This is a genomic window from Achromobacter spanius, from assembly GCF_029637605.1.
GTDB lineage: Bacteria > Pseudomonadota > Gammaproteobacteria > Burkholderiales > Burkholderiaceae_B > Achromobacter > Achromobacter spanius_E.
The window spans coordinates 4,116,911-4,132,975 of record NZ_CP121261.1 but is presented as its reverse complement, the minus strand read 5'-3'; the positions used below and the strand labels follow the sequence as shown (position 1 = coordinate 4,132,975).

The following is a 16,065-nucleotide window of genomic DNA, read 5'->3' as shown; positions in this document are numbered from 1 at the left end:
TTGGCAGCCCCGTCGGGGGGCAGCGAACGAAGAGAGCGTGGGGGCATCATCAGAGCGGGGACCGCTTGTGCCAGTCCGTCACTTGTTGGTAACGGTCGGCGATGGCCAGGAGCCTGCCTTCATCGAAGTAGTTGCCAATGATTTGCAGGCCGACCGGACGCTTGCCGTTGTCGCCGCCAAAGCCGCAGGGGATCGACATTGCCGGCAAACCGGCCAGGCTCACGCCCAGCGTGTAGACGTCGGCCAGCCAGTCGGCGGTTGGGTCGTCGCGGTTGTCGCCGATGTTCTTGGCAACCGAGGGCGTGACCGGGCCCATGATCACGTCGCACTGGCCGGCATAGGCGCGTTGGAAATCTTGCGCGATCAGGCGGCGCAGGCGTTGGGCCTGCAAATAATAGGCATCGTAGTAACCGTGGGACAGCACGTAGGTGCCGATCAGGATGCGGCGCTTGACCTCGTCGCCGAAGCCTTCGGCGCGCGAGCGGCTGATCATCTCGTTCAAATCGCCGTACTGCTCGGTGCGGTGGCCGTAGCGCACGCCGTCGTAGCGGGCCAGGTTGCTGGACGCTTCCGCCGGGGCAATGACGTAATAAGCCGGGATGGCCAGTTCCGTGCGGGGCAGGGATACCGGCACGCGCACGGCGCCCAGCGCTTCAAACTGTGCCAGCGCGGCTTCCACCGCGGCGGCTACATCGGCAGCCAGGCCGGCGCCGAAATATTCTTCCGGCACGCCGATGCGCAGGCCCTTCAGGGGCTGGCTGCCGGCGGAGTCGAACTTTCCTTGCGCGGCGTCGAAGTCGCGGCGGACGCGGCCGGGTTCGTTCACGGCGGCGTCGCACTTCTCCAGGCTGGTGGCGTCGCGCGGGTCAAAGCCGCTGATGACGTCCAGCAGTTCAAGCAGGTCGCGGCTGCTTTGCGCCAAGGGGCCGGCCTGGTCCAGGCTGGACCCGAAAGCCACCATGCCATAGCGCGACACGGTGCCGTAAGTGGGCTTGATGCCGCTGACGCCGCACAGCGCGGCGGGTTGGCGGACCGAGCCGCCGGTGTCGGTGCCGGTAGCCGCGGCCACCAGGCGGGCGGCCACCGCGGCGGCCGAGCCGCCCGACGACCCGCCCGGAACGGCGGCGTGGTCCCAAGGATTCTTCACGACGCCGTAGGCGGAATTCTCGTTGCCGGAGCCCATGGCGAATTCGTCGCAGTTGAGCTTGCCGATGGACACGGCGCCAGCCGAACCCAGGCGCTCGACCACGGTGGCGTCGAACGGGCTGACGTAGCCGTCCAGCATCTTGCTGCCGGCGGTGGTGCGCCAGCCGCGGGTCACGAAAGCGTCTTTGTGGGCGATGGGCACGCCGGCCAAGGGGCCTGCCGAGCCGTCGGCCAGGGCGGCGTCGGCGGCGCGGGCCTGGGCCAGCGTCAATTCAGCGTCAATATGTAAAAAGCAATTCAGGCCGCTGGCCGCATCGGCGGCCGCCAAGGCGCTTTGCGCCAGTTCGACGGCGCTGACCTGGCGTTGGGCGAGGGCCGCGCGCAAGGCGGCGATCCCCTCGAATTGGGTATGCAAGGCGGGTTTTGTCATGGCTTAGTCCAGGACTTTAGGAACCAGGAACAAGCCTTCCTGGGCGTCGGGGGCATTGGCCAGCAGCGCTTCGCGGCGCGTTTCCGAGCTGGTCTCGGTCACGGCGTCTTCACGCAGGCGCAGCACAATGTCCTCATGGGCGGACAGGGGGTGGGCCAGCGGTTCGACGCCTTGGGTGTCGACGGACTGAAGCCGTTCTATCAAGTGGAGAATGCCGTTAAGCTCGGCCTGCGCAAGGGTGCGCTGGTCGGGGGTCAATTCGATCCTGGCCAGCCGGGCAATGCGGGCCACATCTGTGTCATTAAGCGCCATAGGGATTGCAAAATCGATAAGCGAAGGCCGAAGGGCGGGACTGGGCAGTATGCATGCGCCGAACCCGTTACAAAGCTTGAATAGCCTGCATTTATGCGCTATTTCCGGTGAAATTATAAGTTATGATTCACGGTTTAATCGCCGTGATGACAGGCGGACCCGACCTTTTTCGGGCCATACGCCCCCCGGCATGAACCCAATTCCCCCCAGAATTTAGCTGAGCTCCCATGTTCGGATTCCTGCGCAGTTATTTTTCCAGCGATATGGCGATCGACCTCGGTACCGCCAATACGCTGATTTACGTCCGCGGCAAGGGCATCGTGCTCGATGAGCCCTCCGTGGTCGCAATCCGTCATGAAGGCGGGCCTCACGGCAAAAAGATCATCCAGGCCGTCGGCCACGAAGCCAAGCAGATGCTCGGTCGAGTTCCCGGCAACATCGAGGCCATCCGGCCCATGAAGGACGGCGTTATCGCCGACTTCACGGTCACCGAACAGATGCTCAAACAGTTCATTCGCATGGTGCACCCCCGCAACATGCTGGCGCCCAGCCCGCGGATCATCGTCTGCGTGCCTTGCGGTTCCACCCAGGTTGAGCGCCGCGCCATTCGCGAATCGGCCTTGGGCGCGGGCGCGTCCCACGTTTTCCTGATCGAAGAACCCATGGCCGCGGCCATCGGCGCCGGCCTGGCCGTGTCCGACGCCAGCGGCTCCATGGTTGTCGACATCGGCGGTGGCACCACGGAAGTGGCGGTCATCTCGCTGGGCGGCATGGTCTACAAGGGTTCCGTGCGCGTCGGCGGCGACAAGTTCGACGAGGCCATCGTCAACTACATCCGCCGCAACTACGGCATGCTGATCGGTGAACCCACGGCTGAATTGATCAAGAAGGAAATCGGTTCCGCATTCCCGGGGTCCGAAGTCCGCGAGATCGAAGTCAAGGGCCGCAATCTGGCCGAAGGCGTGCCGCGCAGCTTCACGGTCTCGTCCAACGAGATCCTGGAATCGCTGACCGATCCGCTGAACCAGATCGTCTCCGCCGTGAAGATCGCACTTGAACAAACCCCGCCCGAACTCGGCGCCGACATCACCGACAAGGGCATCGCCCTGACCGGTGGCGGCGCGCTGCTGCGCGATCTTGATCGCCTGCTGCAGGAAGAGACCGGTTTGCCCGTGGTGGTGGCCGACGACCCCCTGACCTGCGTCGTGCGTGGTTGCGGCGAGGCGCTGGAACACCTTGAGAAACTGGGCGCCATCTTCATCAACGACTAATACCGCCCGCCAGCCCGGAGCCCCGCTTTTTTTCGGCTCCGGCCGCTGCGGGGGCTACGGACGCGGGCGTCCGGGCTGAGATTCATGCAACGACAAGGGACCCCCCCCCTATTCAGGCGCGGCCCACCTGCGGAGGTGCGGCTGGTCGTTCTGGTCGTCCTTGCTTTGGTTTTGATCATCATGGATTCGCAATGGCGCATGCTTGAACCCGCGCGCCGTACGATTGCCGTGGCGCTGTACCCCTTTCAGCGCGCCGTCATGGCGCCGCGCGATCTGGTCCAGCAGGTCAATGAGTGGGTCAACGCGGCCAACCGCATCCGCAGTGAAAACGAAGCCTTGCAGCGCCAGCGCATCGAGCTGGCCCAAGTGGCGTCGCACGCCGCGCAACTGGCCGCCGAAAACGCCCAATTGCGCCGCCTGCTGGGTGTGACCGATACCGTGGACCAGTCGGCCGTGGTGGTCGAGGTCATGTACGAACCCGCCAACGCGTTCACGCAAAGGCTGGTGTTCAACAAGGGCAGCAAGGCCGGATTGGCGCCGGGCATGCCGGTCATCGACGAAGGCGGCGTGGTGGGCCAGATCGTGCGTGTGACGCCGATGACGGCCGAAGCTGCCCTGGTGACCGACGAACAAGTGTCCATTCCCGTGCAATTGCTGCGCAACGGCCTGCGCTTGATTGCCTTCGGCGGCAATTCGCCCGGCAAGATGGAAGTTCGTTACCTTGCCGCCAATGCCGACATCAAGGAAGGCGATACTATCGTCACCAGTGGCGTCGGCGGCCTGTTTCCCGCCGGCCTGCCCGTGGCCAAAGTGACCTCGGTCGAGCGCGACACCGCTTCCGGGTTCGCCCGCGCCGTGTGTGAACCGCTGGCCCACCCCGAACGCTATCGCCACTTCCTGGTACTGCAGGTGGATGTGGCCCGCGCCGAGTCCAACCGTCAGGAGGTCGATTCCGGTGGATCGGACTAATCAATCGCAACCCAGGCGCCGCCTGGGCACACCCAGCAACGTGCACCCCGACCGGCTTTCCGGTCCGGCGCATGGTGTGTTCGTCTGGGGCACCTTGCTGCTGGTGTGGCTGGTGTCGTTGCTGCCGTGGCGGCTGTGGCAGGGCGCGCCCGACGTACTGCTGCTGATCATCGCCTTCTGGTGCGTGCACGAACCGCGCCGCGTCGGCCTGTTCACCGCGTTCTTCTTCGGCTTGCTGATGGATGTGCACGACGCCGGCCTGCTGGGCGAGCACGCCTTGTCCTACACCTTGGTCGCCTATGGCGCCGTGGTGCTGCACCGACGGCTGCAACGGTTCGACCTCTGGAGCCAGGCGATGCACATGCTGCCTGTGTTCTTCGTCGCCCGTTTCCTGACGCAGATCATCCACGCCTGGCTGGCGGGAAAGTGGCCGGGCTGGGAATGGTGCGTCAGCGTGGCCATCACGGTCGCCTTGTGGCCGCTGGTGGGTTGGGTGCTGCACCTGCCGCAGCGCGGCGCCGACGACGCAGAATCCTCCTCCGCCTGATGACGGCGATGCGTGATGTTTGAATTCAAGAAAACCGGCCAGCAGCAAAAGCAGCGATTCCGCCTGCGCGCGTGGGTGGGCGGTGTGTTCGCGCTGGTGTGCTTCGGCGTGCTGGCAGGCCGGTTCTGGTACTTGCAGGTAGACCGTTACGAAGGCCTGTCGGAACGCGCCGACCGCAACCGCATCGCGGTGGTGCCGATCCCGCCGCGACGCGGTGAGATCCTGGACCGCAACGGGGAAGTCCTGGCCCGCAACTACCGCACCTACACGCTGGAAGTGGTGCCTGCCCATGCCGGCAACATGAACGAGCTGTTCGAGCGCCTGACCGAAATCGTCTACATCAGCCCGGCGGATCAGCGGCGTTTCAAGCGGCGCGCGGCGGAGGCCAGCCGTTACGCCAGCCTGCTCTTGCGCAATAACCTGAACGAGACCGAGGCGGCCTGGTTCGCCGCGCACGCCTTCCAGTTCCCGGGGGTTGAATTGCGGGCGCGCTGGGTGCGCGAATATCCGCAAGGCGTCTCTGCCGCGCACGTGGTCGGCTACATCGGCCGCATCGCCGAAGGCGACAACGAAGAACTGGAGCGCACCGGCCAACTGGGCAACTACCGCGGCACGGATGTCATCGGCAAAAAAGGCATCGAAAAGACCTGGGAAGAGCAACTGCACGGCCGCACCGGCCTGGAAGAGGTCGAAGTCACCGCAAGCGGCCGCCCGATGCGCACGTTGCGGCGGATTGATCCGGTGCCGGGGTCGGACATCATGCTGTCCATTGACCTGGGCCTGCAGAAGGTGGCCGAGGAAGCCTTCGCGGGCCAGCGCGGCGCGTTGGTCGCGATTGACCCGGATACGGGCGAGGTGCTGGCCTTTGTGTCGCAGCCGTCATTCGACCCCAATCTGTTCGTGGATGGCATCGATGTCGATAACTGGCGCATGCTTAACGAATCACCGGACCATCCGCTGATCAATCGTCCGCTTTACGGCACCTATCCCATCGGCTCCACCTACAAGCCGTTCGTTGGCCTGGCCGCCCTGGAACTGGGCAAGCGCAGCGCAACGGACCGTATTTCGGATCCCGGCTACTTCGAGTTCGGCGGGCAAAGATTCCGCAACGCGGGCGGCGCGGCCTACGGCATGACGGACATGCACAAGGCCATCGTGGTGTCGTCCGACACGTACTTTTATTCGCTCGGCCCCGAGATCGGCGTCAACGCCCTGCATGACTTCACCAAGCAGTTCGGCTTTGGCCAGATCACGGGCATCGACCTGGAAGGCGAAAAGCGGGGCGTGTTGCCGTCCACCGACTGGAAGCGCGCGGCCTACAAAGACAAGGACCGCCAGCGCTGGTACGCGGGCGAAACCATATCGGTGGCCGTGGGCCAGGGCTACAACTCATTTACCTTGCTGCAACTGGCGCAGGGTACGTCGACCCTGGCCAACAATGGCCTGTACCGCCGCCCGCACCTGGTGCACGCGGTGCGCGATTCGCGCACTGGCGTCGCCAAGCCCACGGTGTCCGTGCCCGATTACCGCATCCCGCTCAAGCAGGCCAACGTGGATGTGATCAAGAACGCCATGGCGGATGTGGTGCGGTCCGGTACCGCGCGCCGCGCATTCGCCAACGCGCCGTACCAGGCGGCCGGTAAAACCGGTACCGCGCAGGTGTTCAGCCTGCGCGGTGGCCACTACCGCGCCAGCGCCATCGACGAACGCCTGCGCGACCACGCGCTGTTCATGGGCTTCGCGCCGCTGGAGCATCCCCGCATTGCCCTGTCGCTGATTGTCGAGAACGCGGGCTGGGGCGCCAGCGTGGCCGCGCCGGTCGCGCGCAAGGTTTTCGACTATTGGCTCGCCAAGGACCGCCAGGACCATATCGTGCGGCCCGACCGTGGCGACCCGCTGGCGTCCGTCGAAACGATTACCGACGAAGTGGTGCGCCAACAATGAAACGCCTGGGCCTCATCCTGCTACGCGTCTTCACGGCGTTCGACTGGCCGCTGCTGGCCATCCTGATGATGTTCACGGCGCTGGGCCTGACCGTCATGCATTCTGCCGTGGGTGGTACGGACTGGCGTTTTGCCGAGCAGTCACGCAACTTCGTCATCGCGTTCTTCGCCATGTGGACCATGGCGCTGATTCCGCCCAAGTGGCTGATGAAGCTGGCCTTGCCGTTTTACGTGGTGGGGGTGGTGTTGCTGCTGGGCGTGGAATTCTTTGGGGAAACCAGCAAGGGCGCGACGCGCTGGCTGGACCTGGGCGTAACCCGGATCCAGCCGTCCGAGATGATGAAGATTGCCGTGCCGATGATGCTGGCCTGGTATTTCCAGCGTCACGAAGGCGCCGTGCGCGTCCGCGATTTCTTCGCCGCCGCCGCGATGCTGGCCGCGCCCTTTGGGCTGATCGTCTTGCAGCCCGATTTGGGCACGGCGCTGCTGGTGTTCGGCGCGGGCTTTTTCGTGATTTATTTCGCGGGCCTGTCCTTCAAGCTGCTGGTGCCCGTCATGTTGGCCGGCATCATCGCCATCGGCACGCTGGTGTACTACGAAGACCAATTGTGCGAACCGGACGTGAACTGGGTCGTGCTGCACGACTATCAGAAGAACCGTGTCTGCACCCTGCTGAACCCAAGTTCCGATCCGCTCGGCAAGGGCTTCCACACGATTCAATCGATGATCGCGGTGGGGTCGGGCGGCATGTACGGCAAGGGCTACATGAAGGGTACGCAAACCCATCTGGACTTCATTCCCGAACGCACCACCGACTTCATCTTCGCGGTCTACGCCGAGGAATTCGGGCTGTACGGCGGCATTGCGATTCTGGTGCTGTACGGCTTGATGATGGCGCGCGGCCTCACCATCGCGTCCCGCGCCTCATCGCAGTTCGGCCGGCTGCTGGCCGGCGCGCTGACGATGATGCTGTTCATCTACGTGTTCGTGAACGTCGGGATGGTGACGGGCATCCTGCCGGTCGTGGGCGTACCCTTGCCATTCATGAGTTACGGCGGGACCGCACTATTCACGATGGGCATCGCGTTCGGCATCATGATGAGCATCAGCCGACACCGCTCCACCAAAACCTGACAGCATTTCTCAAAGGCAGGATGGCGTAGGATGGGTGCAGCGCGCCACCCCCTACCCAAAAACGCCATTCTCCTTCGCGCGAAACCCATCATCTCCGCAAACACGAACCCATCATCTCCGCAAGCACGACCCCCTTCATCTCCGCCAAGCACGAACCCCATCGTCCCCTACGCGCCCGCCCTCAAGGCAACGCCTCCGGCACCCCCAACTCCACCGCCAGCGTGTTCAGCCCGTCCCAGATCCGGCTGTCGAACTCCACCGAATCCGCATTCACCGCCCGATTCCGAGCTTCATATTCCCCCGGGTACTGCACCCCCTCCACACCCGGTTGCGGCTTGCAGGCGTGCAAATAATCGATGAACGCACCCACTTCCATCGACCGCCAGTCCGTATTGAAGTCGACCTGCGGGTCCAGCAGCAGCGCAAACATATTGTTCGTTGCCACGCCGTTGCGCGGGTGTTCAGGCTGGATCGTGCCGCCGCCTGACAACACCCCCGCCAGTAGTTCGGCCACCAGGCCCAGCGCGTAGCCCTTGTGGCCGCCAAAGGGCAGCAGGGCGCCCGGCGGATCGGCGAACAGCGCGCTGGGGTCCGTCGTGGGGTTGCCGTCCGCGTCGATCAGCGACCCGGGCGGCGCTTGTTCGCCCTTGGCCGCCAGCACCCGCGCCTTGTTCACGGCGATGGAACTCGTCGCCATGTCCACGATGAAAGGCGGACGTCCGCCAGGCAGCGGGCCGGCAAAGCACAGCGGGTTGGTGGTCAGGCAGGCTTGCGCGCCGCCGAACGGCGCCACGGTGGGGGCGCGGTTGATCACGTTGGTGAAGGCCAGCAGGATCAGCCCCTTGGCCGCCACCATTTCGCCAAAGTGGCCCATGCGGCCCAGGTGATGGCTGTGGCGCAGGGTCACGATGCACTGCCCGTGTTCCTGCGTACGCTCGATGGCCTTGTCGATGACGACCTTGCCAACGTACTGGCCCAGGCCGTGGTGGCCGTCGTAGGCCAGCATGGCGCCCCGGTCATTGACCAGTTCGGGGCGGCCATCCGCCTGCGCCAGTCCCTGGGACAGCACGCGGCGATAGTTGGTCAGGATCGACAGGCCGTGGCTGGTGTAGCCGACCCGGTCGGACTCCACCAGGTGCTCGGCCACGTCGCGCGCGATGTCTTCCGGCACGCCTTGCGCCATCAGCACGCGGCGGCCGTATTCATTGGCTTGGGCTAAAGAGAGTTTCATGATGCGTACTCCTTACAGCCAGCCGAGCCAGCGCCAGTAGGTCATGCCCATCAGCAGCATCAGCAGGTAGCCGACGATGGTGACAATGATGCCGACTTTCGCGAACTGCTTGGCGTTGAAGGTTTCCGTGCCCAGGCACACCATGTTCTGCGGAGCGTTGATCGGCAGGATGAAGCCGTAGCTGACGACAAAGCCCAACAGCATCGTCATGCCCAGGCGACTGAAATCGCCGGGCAGCGTGGCCAGCACCGAAATCAGGATGGGCAGCATGGCCGAGGTCAGCGCGGTGGCGCTGGCGAAACCCAGGTGGATGACGATCAGGAACGCGGCCAGCACGGCGAAGATGGCGAGCGGCCCAAGATGGTCCAGCCCGGTGTGCGCAACCACCTGGTTGCCCAGCCATTGGCCGGCTTGTGTGGTCAGCAGGGCGGTGCCCAGGCTGATACCCACGCCGAACACAATCACGGTGCCCCATGGAATGCGCGACTGCACGTCTTTCCACGTCATCACGCCAAAGCGCGGCAGCAGCAACAAAACCAGGCCAAAGTAGGTGGTGGACGTGGTGTCGAACTTGTGCAGCTTGCCTTCGGTTGCCCAGAACAGCAGCAGCATCAGCGACACACCCATCAGGCGCTTTTGCGCGCTGGTCATCGGGCCCAGTTCAATCAGCGACTTTTCGACGGCTTCCTTGCCCCCGGCGATGCTGTCGCTTTCCGGCGGCAGCAGCTTGAGCACCACGACGATCAGCACGGCCGACATGATCAGCGACCACGGGGCGCCGGCAATCAGCCAGTCCGACCACGCCACACGCTCACCCAGCATCTTTTCCATGAAGCCGACGGTCAGCAGGTTTTGCGCGGCGGCGGTCTGGATGCCCACGTTCCAGATGCTGGTGGCCTGCGCCACGATGATCATGATGCCGGCCGCGATGTTCGAGCGCTTGTCCACGCCGAAGGCGGCGATGACGCCCATCATGATCGGCACCACGGCGGCGCTGCGCGCGGTGGCGCTGGGCACGACCAGGCTCAACACGATCGTCACGGCGATACATCCGATCAGGATGCGGCGCGTGCTGGTGCCCACCCGCGACAGCGTGACCAGCGCAATGCGCCGGTCCAGCCCGGTGAACGTCATGGCGGCGGCAATGAACAAGGCGCCGGTGACCAGCGCCAGCGCCGAGTTGGCAAAGCCCGTCAGCGCCATGCTGATGGCGGCGGACGTGCCGTACAGCACGTTCGGGTCTTTGATTGTCGGAGCCGTGCCCAGCAGGAAAGCCATCAGCGTCGTGATCATGATCGCGCTGGCTTCGTAAGACACGGCTTCGGTAATCCAGACCACCACGGCGAATGCCAGGATCGCCAGCATGCGGTGGCCCGCAACCGGCAGGTCGGCGGGCAGGGGCATCATTAGCACCCCGATCATCACCAAGACGCCGGCGATGAGTCCGATGGGTATTTTTACTTTCTTGGGGGCTTGCGAGGCAGGGACAGCGGCTGGCGCGGTCATATCCATCTCCGGTTGAGGTCAAACCGTCGACACGCTTCCCGCGAGCACGGGTTTATTCAATTCGATGTGTCGACGCTACAGGACGATCGTGACGGCATTGAGGAAAACCCGCATTGATGTAGATCAAACCGATAGAGCTTTGGGCTTGAGGAAACCTACCCGGCGCATTATGCTCGTTCGCCCTTGCGGCTCGCAAGGGGGCGCTTCAGCCCAGCGCCAGGCGCAGTTGCTCATCCAGGTGCAGCGTCGGCGCAACCCGCCAGCCGCTTTGCGCATAGCGCAGCCAGCGGCCCAACACCAGATGCGTCAGCAGGCTGGCGTGCGCGGCCACGTTGGCATCCGCCGGCAAACCGCCGTCGGTGATGGCGATACGCAGCGACTGCTTCAACGACGTTTCGATCCGGTCATTGATATGGTTGATGCGCTCTTGCAGCCGGTTGTCTTCCGTGACCAGCGCGTCGCCCGTCAGCACCCGCGTCATGCCCTTGTTGCGCTCGGAAAACGTCAACAGCATTGCCACGGTCTTGTGCGCTTGCGGCACGCCGTAGGGTTCCACGGTGGCAATCTGGTTGACCAGCGTGAAGATGCTGGTTTCGATGAATTCGATCAGCCCTTCGAACATCTGCGCCTTGCTGGCGAAATGCCGATACAGCGCGGCTTCCGACACCTGCAGGCGCGCGGCCAGCGCGGCCGTGGTGATGCGAGATGCGTGCGGTTGCTCCAGCATCTCGGCCAGGGTCTGCAGAATCTGGGTCTTGCGCTCGCCGGGTTTGCTCGCCATGGAAGGGACTGCTCTCGCGCAGGCTTGGACGGTGAAGGGAAGGGGAGGAGCGCGCCGCTATCCCCGCAGGGGACGCCGACGTAACAACAAATCACTGACGGAGTTTACCCGCAAGTCGACATAGGGCGGACGATGCGATTGGCCGCGCGAAAAGGGCGTGCCGGGGTGATACACGTGCACCGTGCGCAGGCCCACGCTGCGCGCGCCGCGCAGGTTGGCCAGCGTGTCTTCGACCAGCACGGCGCGGTGGGCGGGCACGCCTTCGCGGGCCAGTACATAGCGCAGTAGCGCGGGCGACGGCTTGGGCCGGAATTCACCGTGCAGTTGCATGTGTTCGATGGCCCACAGGCTGTCGAACTGGTTCAGGATGCCCAGGCGTTCCAGCACGGAGCGCGCATAGCGCAGTGGCGCGTTGGTCAGCAGCACCTTGCGACCGGGCAGGCGGCGCAGCTTGTAGGCCAGCGCCTTTTCGCTGCGCACCAGCGGGTTGACGTCGAAGTCGTGGCTGCGGTGCAGGAAGTCGTGCGGGTTGACGCCGTGGTGGCGCACCATGCCAATCATCGTGGCACCGTAGCGGTGCCAATATTTCCTGCGCAGATCGTTGGCGGTGTCGACGTCTACATTCAGCGCCTCGGCCACCGCCATGGTCATGCCCAGGTCTATCTTCGGAAAGATGGCATGGGAGGTGTCGTGCAGCGTGTTGTCCAGGTCGAACAGCCACAGGCGTTCGGAAACGCCCGTGGCCACGCGGCGTGAGCGGCGCAGGCGCACCGCCGGCCGCAACAAGAGGCGCTGTGCTCGCATCAATGCGAGCTGATCATCGTGCCCACGCCTTGGTCGGTCAGGATTTCCAGCAGCAGGCAGTGCGGCACGCGGCCGTCGACGATATGCACGGAATTCACGCCGTTCTTGGCGGCATCCAGCGCCGACGAGATCTTGGGCAGCATGCCGCCCGAGATAGTGCCGTCGGCGAAGAGCTCGTCGATGGTCTGGGCCGACAGGCTGCGCAACAGCTTGCCCGCCTTGTCCAGCACGCCCGGGGTATTGGTCAGCATCAAGAGCTTTTCGGCGCCCAGCACTTCGGCCATCTTGCCGGCGACGACGTCGGCGTTGATGTTGTAGGCGGTGCCGTCTTCGCCATAGCCGATGGGCGAGATCACGGGAATGAACTGGTCGTCTTGCAGGGCCTTGACCACGGCAGGTTCAACCAGCGTGATGTCGCCCACGAAGCCGATGTCGATCGGTTCGGCGGGGTTGTCCTTGTTGGCCATCAGTTTTTTCTGGGCCTGGATCAAGCCGCCATCCTTGCCGGTCAGGCCCACGGCCTTGCCGCCGACCTCGTTGATCATCATGACGATGTCTTGCTGGACCTGGCCGCCCAACACCCATTCAACCACTTCCATGGTTTCGGCATCGGTCACGCGCATGCCCTGGATGAAGGTGCCTTGCTTGCCGATGCGGCGCAGCGCGTCGTCGATCTGCGGACCGCCGCCGTGCACCACCACCGGGTTCAGACCCACCAGCTTGAGCAGCACGACGTCGTGCGCGAAGCTGCGCTGCAAGCGCTCTTCCGTCATGGCGTTGCCGCCGTACTTGACCACGATGGTCTTGCCGTGGAATCGTCGGATATACGGCAGTGCTTCAGACAGCACAGCGGCTTTGACAGCGGGGGACGAAACGGCAGCAGGGTCGGGGGTGTCGGTCATGGCAGCTAAGTCGGCAAATAAAAGTATGAGTGGTTAGAAAAAATGCCTGCACAACATCGCGTTCGAAACGCGGTAGCGCAAGCATACGACGGATTGTAGTACCCCCGCGTTTCATATGCCTAAAACCCATGTCCATATGCCCGACAAATAACCGGCATTCAGGTAAATTGGGTGCGTTTTCGAGACAGCGGGGCCCCGCAAAAGGGGGCGAATCCTGGCTATTGAGAATCAGTCCCCTATTTTCATCCCATAAAAGAGGCAACACATGCGTTTGAACTTCGTCCGGTCTGCCCTGGTGGCATCGGCCTTCCTGGTGGCGGCCCATGCCGCCCATGCAGAAAAAGTGGTGGTGGGCGCGACCCAGGTTCCCCACGCCGAAATCCTGGAAGTGGTGAAACCGCAGTTGGCCAAGCAAGGCGTCGAGCTCGACATCACGGTGTTCAGTGATTACGTGCAGCCCAACCTGCAATTGGTGGACAAGCAGTTGGACGCCAACTTCTTCCAGCACAAGCCGTACCTGGATTCGTTCAACAAAGACCGCAAGGCCACGCTGGTGCCGGTGGCGCTGGTCCACGTCGAACCCTTTGGCGGGTATTCCAAGAAGATCAAGAGCCTGACCGAGCTCAAGGACGGCGCCACGGTCGCCATCCCGAACGATCCGTCCAACGGCGGCCGCGCGCTGGTGCTGCTGCAAAAGCAGGGCGTGATCAAGCTGAAGGATCCGTCCAACATCCTGGCCACCGCCGCCGATGTGGTCGAGAACCCCAAGAAGCTGAAATTCCGCGAACTCGAAGCTGCAATGCTGCCGCGCGCGCTGGATGACGTGGACCTGGCCTTGATCAACACCAACTACGCGCTGGAAGCCGGCCTGGTTCCCACGAAGGATGCGTTGTTCATCGAGGGCGCTGATTCGCCCTACGCCAACATTCTGGTGACCCGGTCGGACAACAAGGACGCCCCCGGCATCAAGAAGCTGGTTGACGCGCTGCACTCGCCCGAGGTGAAGAAATTCATCCAGGAAAAGTACAAGGGCGCGGTCATTCCGGCGTTTTGAGTCCGGCAGATACCGCTGGACTCGGCTGATACGGCCGGGCAAAAACAAAACCGCCCAATGGGCGGTTTTGTTTTGGGGGCGGGGAACGGAGCAACTGGGAAACGCGCTGACAACCAAACGCGCAAACCCAGCGTAATCAGCCTGCCGCCAGCGCCTTTTCCACCGTGGCGTGGAATTCGGCCACGTCGTATTCACCCAGATAGCGCTTGATGATGTGCCCCTGCTTGTCGATCAGGAAGGCGGTGGGGGTGAGCCGGATGTCGCCGAACGCGCGCGCGATCTCGCCCTTGGTGTCCAGCGCCACCGGGAAAGGCAGCTTGCGCTGCTCGGCGAAGTTCAGCACGTAATTGGGCGGGTCGTAGTCCATGGCGACCGCCACGGCCTCGTAGCCCTTCGCGGCGTATTCCTTGTAGGCGGCGATGGTTTCCGGCATCTGCTTCACGCAAGTGACACAACTGGTTGCCCAGAACTTGACCAGCACAACCTTGCCGCGCAGGTCCTGCATTGAAAAGGTTTTGCCTTCCAGCGTGGTGAAGGAGACGTCGGGCGCGGTCTGGGCAGGACGCCAGACGAACCAGGCGCCGACGCCAACCGCCACCAGGACGGCCAGGGCTACGATGGCTTTTTTCATTTGATGGGCATCGCTTCTACGCCGTTGCTCGTGCCGGCCGCGTTGTTGTCGCTGGGTGCTGCGCCGGCGCCGCTTTGAATAGGCGCTTTGGTTTCTGTGGCGGCGTCCCGGGTGCTGCTGTTGGACAACCGGATCGCTTCTTCGCGGCTGATGATTTCGAACAGTTTAACCACCTTGACCACGCCGCCGACATCCGCCGTGGCGTTGGCGGCGTAGTCGCCTTCGGCCTGGGTCACCTTGCCCATCAGGTAGACGACGCTATTGTCGGTCGTCAGTGCGATGGTGCCGGACGGCACGTACTTGGTGTTGATCAGCGCGGTCTTGACCTTGGACGTCAGCCATGTGTCGTTCGAACGTGTGCCGAACGAGGCGATGGGGCCGACGTTCAACTGGTTGATGACCTGTTTGACGTTTTCGATGCCTTGCGCAATGGTGGTCGCTTCGGCTTTGGCTTGCTCGGTGGGCACGTCGCCCGTCAGCAGCAGGTGCCCACCATAGGCCATGGCATTGACCCGGGCCGTGTCGCCCAGCTTTTGCGAGATCTGGCTTTGCGCCTTGAAGGCAATGTTCTGGTCTTCAAGCTGGATGCCGGAGGTGCGGCGGTCGGTGATGACGACCGCCGTGGTGGCGGCCGCGCCGCCCACGATCAGGGGCGCGCAGGCCGACAGCGACAGGGCGGCGGTGGACAGCGCCGCGGCGAGCATCAGGGGGCGAACTGCGGTTCTGACGTCAGAAATCATTCGGTGTCTCCAAGCAGAAGAGCGTCGATGCCGTCGCAAAGCGCGTGCAGCAGCAGAATATGGACTTCCTGGATCCGCATGGTGCGGTCGCTGGGAACACATAGATGGACGTCCATGGGCGTGATGAGTTCCCCCATGACGCCGCCGCCCTTGCCCGTCAGGGCAAGCACGTGCATTTCGCGGGCGCTGGCGGCTTCCATGGCCCGCACCACGTTGGGTGAATTGCCGCTGGTGGAGATGGCCACCAGTACGTCGCCGGCCTGCCCGAAGGCGTTGACCTGGCGCTCATAGATTTCGTCAAAGCCGTAGTCGTTGCCGACGGCGGTGAGAATGGAGGTGTCGGTATTGAGCGCGATGCCCGCCAGGGGCAGGCGCTCGCGTTCGAAGCGGCCCACCAGTTCGGCGATGAAATGCTGCGCATCGGCGGCCGAGCCACCGTTGCCGCAAGCCAGAATCTTGCCGTTGTTCGCCAGGGCGCCGAACAGCACGTCGACCGCCACTGCCAGCGGTTCCGCCAGGACGTTCATACTTTGTTCGCACGCAGCCATGGCGTCGCGAAAGTGCGACGTCATACGAGAGGTCATATCCATGGGCGCGATTATCTCACGGGGCCGTCGCGCCGTTCTGTCCATGCGTAACGACTGTGCGGCAGGGGGTTACGGAC

Annotated in this window: 16 protein-coding genes; 6 read left to right on the top strand and 10 right to left on the bottom strand. The window is 63.8% G+C overall.

Going from position 1 to position 16,065, the window contains the following annotated elements:
- Positions 1 to 49: 49 nt before the first annotated feature.
- Together gatA and gatC are read right to left on the bottom strand one after the other, a co-directional pair.
- Positions 50 to 1,576, bottom strand: a complete 1,527-nt coding sequence (gene gatA, locus P8T11_RS18390) for an Asp-tRNA(Asn)/Glu-tRNA(Gln) amidotransferase subunit GatA (protein ID WP_268080634.1) — start codon at positions 1,574 to 1,576, stop codon at positions 50 to 52.
- A 3-nt stretch (positions 1,577 to 1,579) separates the two neighbouring features.
- Positions 1,580 to 1,888 (bottom strand): Asp-tRNA(Asn)/Glu-tRNA(Gln) amidotransferase subunit GatC, encoded by a 309-nt coding sequence (gatC, locus tag P8T11_RS18385; RefSeq protein ID WP_268080635.1) that lies wholly within the window; start codon positions 1,886 to 1,888, stop codon positions 1,580 to 1,582.
- Between the two features lie 227 nt (positions 1,889 to 2,115).
- On the opposite strand from gatC, the gene P8T11_RS18380 reads away from it, so the two are divergent.
- The 5 genes from P8T11_RS18380 (at position 2,116) to rodA (ending at position 7,752) form a co-directional block, all read left to right on the top strand.
- Positions 2,116 to 3,159, top strand: coding sequence for a rod shape-determining protein (locus P8T11_RS18380; protein ID WP_006216320.1), 1,044 nt, complete (start codon positions 2,116 to 2,118; stop codon positions 3,157 to 3,159).
- A gap of 84 nt (positions 3,160 to 3,243) precedes the next feature.
- Positions 3,244 to 4,128, top strand: a complete 885-nt coding sequence (gene mreC, locus P8T11_RS18375; RefSeq protein ID WP_268080636.1) for a rod shape-determining protein MreC — start codon at positions 3,244 to 3,246, stop codon at positions 4,126 to 4,128.
- Positions 4,115 to 4,675: a rod shape-determining protein MreD gene (mreD, locus tag P8T11_RS18370; RefSeq protein ID WP_268080637.1), complete on the top strand. Its 561-nt coding sequence runs from the start codon at positions 4,115 to 4,117 to the stop codon at positions 4,673 to 4,675. The genes mreC and mreD overlap by 14 nt, the downstream gene beginning before the upstream one ends.
- Positions 4,676 to 4,690: 15 nt before the next feature.
- Positions 4,691 to 6,619, top strand: coding sequence for a penicillin-binding protein 2 (gene mrdA, locus P8T11_RS18365; protein ID WP_268080638.1), 1,929 nt, complete (start codon positions 4,691 to 4,693; stop codon positions 6,617 to 6,619).
- Positions 6,616 to 7,752, top strand: coding sequence for a rod shape-determining protein RodA (rodA, locus tag P8T11_RS18360; protein ID WP_268080639.1), 1,137 nt, complete (start codon positions 6,616 to 6,618; stop codon positions 7,750 to 7,752). Before mrdA ends, rodA begins: the two co-directional genes overlap by 4 nt.
- A gap of 181 nt (positions 7,753 to 7,933) precedes the next feature.
- Here the strand turns inward: rodA and P8T11_RS18355 are convergent, their stop codons facing one another.
- From P8T11_RS18355 to argB, 5 genes are all read right to left on the bottom strand, one after another.
- On the bottom strand, positions 7,934 to 8,983 hold the full coding sequence (locus P8T11_RS18355) for an Ldh family oxidoreductase (protein WP_268080640.1): 1,050 nt from the start codon (positions 8,981 to 8,983) through the stop codon (positions 7,934 to 7,936).
- Positions 8,984 to 8,995: 12 nt separating this feature from the next.
- The gene (locus tag P8T11_RS18350; RefSeq protein ID WP_268080641.1) at positions 8,996 to 10,489 is read right to left on the bottom strand and encodes a DASS family sodium-coupled anion symporter; all 1,494 of its coding nucleotides are present in this window, start codon (positions 10,487 to 10,489) and stop codon (positions 8,996 to 8,998) included.
- A 205-nt stretch (positions 10,490 to 10,694) separates the two neighbouring features.
- Positions 10,695 to 11,270 (bottom strand): nucleoid occlusion factor SlmA, encoded by a 576-nt coding sequence (slmA, locus tag P8T11_RS18345; protein WP_046803065.1) that lies wholly within the window; start codon positions 11,268 to 11,270, stop codon positions 10,695 to 10,697.
- Between the two features lie 57 nt (positions 11,271 to 11,327).
- A complete protein-coding gene (locus tag P8T11_RS18340; RefSeq protein ID WP_268080642.1) occupies positions 11,328 to 12,074 on the bottom strand; it encodes a pyrimidine 5'-nucleotidase in 747 nt (248 codons plus the stop codon).
- On the bottom strand, positions 12,074 to 12,976 hold the full coding sequence (gene argB, locus P8T11_RS18335; protein WP_006216311.1) for an acetylglutamate kinase: 903 nt from the start codon (positions 12,974 to 12,976) through the stop codon (positions 12,074 to 12,076). The genes P8T11_RS18340 and argB overlap by 1 nt, the downstream gene beginning before the upstream one ends.
- 265 nt (positions 12,977 to 13,241) lie before the next feature.
- Here argB and P8T11_RS18330 point away from each other — a divergent pair, with 265 nt between their 5' ends.
- On the top strand, positions 13,242 to 14,030 hold the full coding sequence (locus tag P8T11_RS18330) for a MetQ/NlpA family ABC transporter substrate-binding protein (protein WP_268080643.1): 789 nt from the start codon (positions 13,242 to 13,244) through the stop codon (positions 14,028 to 14,030).
- Between the two features lie 136 nt (positions 14,031 to 14,166).
- Here the strand turns inward: P8T11_RS18330 and P8T11_RS18325 are convergent, their stop codons facing one another.
- From P8T11_RS18325 to P8T11_RS18315, 3 genes are read right to left on the bottom strand one after another with little or no spacing between them, the layout of a single operon-like run.
- On the bottom strand, positions 14,167 to 14,661 hold the full coding sequence (locus tag P8T11_RS18325) for a peroxiredoxin family protein (protein ID WP_268080644.1): 495 nt from the start codon (positions 14,659 to 14,661) through the stop codon (positions 14,167 to 14,169).
- Complete coding sequence (locus tag P8T11_RS18320; protein WP_268080645.1) at positions 14,658 to 15,401, bottom strand: BON domain-containing protein; 744 nt, start codon at positions 15,399 to 15,401, stop codon at positions 14,658 to 14,660. The genes P8T11_RS18325 and P8T11_RS18320 overlap by 4 nt, the downstream gene beginning before the upstream one ends.
- The gene (locus P8T11_RS18315) at positions 15,398 to 15,991 is read right to left on the bottom strand and encodes a phosphoheptose isomerase (protein ID WP_013396736.1); all 594 of its coding nucleotides are present in this window, start codon (positions 15,989 to 15,991) and stop codon (positions 15,398 to 15,400) included. Before P8T11_RS18315 ends, P8T11_RS18320 begins: the two co-directional genes overlap by 4 nt.
- Positions 15,992 to 16,065 lie beyond the last annotated feature (74 nt).

Bases quoted from the DNA above. Each gene is read 5' to 3' on its own strand.
- mreC (WP_268080636.1), top strand. From the start codon at position 3,244: ATGCAACGACAAGGGACCCCCCCCCTATTCAGGCGCGGCCCACCTGCG.
- P8T11_RS18330 (WP_268080643.1), top strand. From the start codon at position 13,242: ATGCGTTTGAACTTCGTCCGGTCTGCCCTGGTGGCATCGGCCTTCCTG.
- P8T11_RS18325 (WP_268080644.1), bottom strand. From the start codon at position 14,661: ATGAAAAAAGCCATCGTAGCCCTGGCCGTCCTGGTGGCGGTTGGCGTC.
- P8T11_RS18315 (WP_013396736.1), bottom strand. From the start codon at position 15,991: ATGGATATGACCTCTCGTATGACGTCGCACTTTCGCGACGCCATGGCT.
- P8T11_RS18355 (WP_268080640.1), bottom strand. From the start codon at position 8,983: ATGAAACTCTCTTTAGCCCAAGCCAATGAATACGGCCGCCGCGTGCTG.
- rodA (WP_268080639.1), top strand. From the start codon at position 6,616: ATGAAACGCCTGGGCCTCATCCTGCTACGCGTCTTCACGGCGTTCGAC.
- P8T11_RS18340 (WP_268080642.1), bottom strand. From the start codon at position 12,074: ATGCGAGCACAGCGCCTCTTGTTGCGGCCGGCGGTGCGCCTGCGCCGC.
- P8T11_RS18350 (WP_268080641.1), bottom strand. From the start codon at position 10,489: ATGACCGCGCCAGCCGCTGTCCCTGCCTCGCAAGCCCCCAAGAAAGTA.
- argB (WP_006216311.1), bottom strand. From the start codon at position 12,976: ATGACCGACACCCCCGACCCTGCTGCCGTTTCGTCCCCCGCTGTCAAA.
- P8T11_RS18380 (WP_006216320.1), top strand. From the start codon at position 2,116: ATGTTCGGATTCCTGCGCAGTTATTTTTCCAGCGATATGGCGATCGAC.
- gatC (WP_268080635.1), bottom strand. From the start codon at position 1,888: ATGGCGCTTAATGACACAGATGTGGCCCGCATTGCCCGGCTGGCCAGG.
- gatA (WP_268080634.1), bottom strand. From the start codon at position 1,576: ATGACAAAACCCGCCTTGCATACCCAATTCGAGGGGATCGCCGCCTTG.
- mrdA (WP_268080638.1), top strand. From the start codon at position 4,691: ATGTTTGAATTCAAGAAAACCGGCCAGCAGCAAAAGCAGCGATTCCGC.
- slmA (WP_046803065.1), bottom strand. From the start codon at position 11,270: ATGGCGAGCAAACCCGGCGAGCGCAAGACCCAGATTCTGCAGACCCTG.
- P8T11_RS18320 (WP_268080645.1), bottom strand. From the start codon at position 15,401: ATGATTTCTGACGTCAGAACCGCAGTTCGCCCCCTGATGCTCGCCGCG.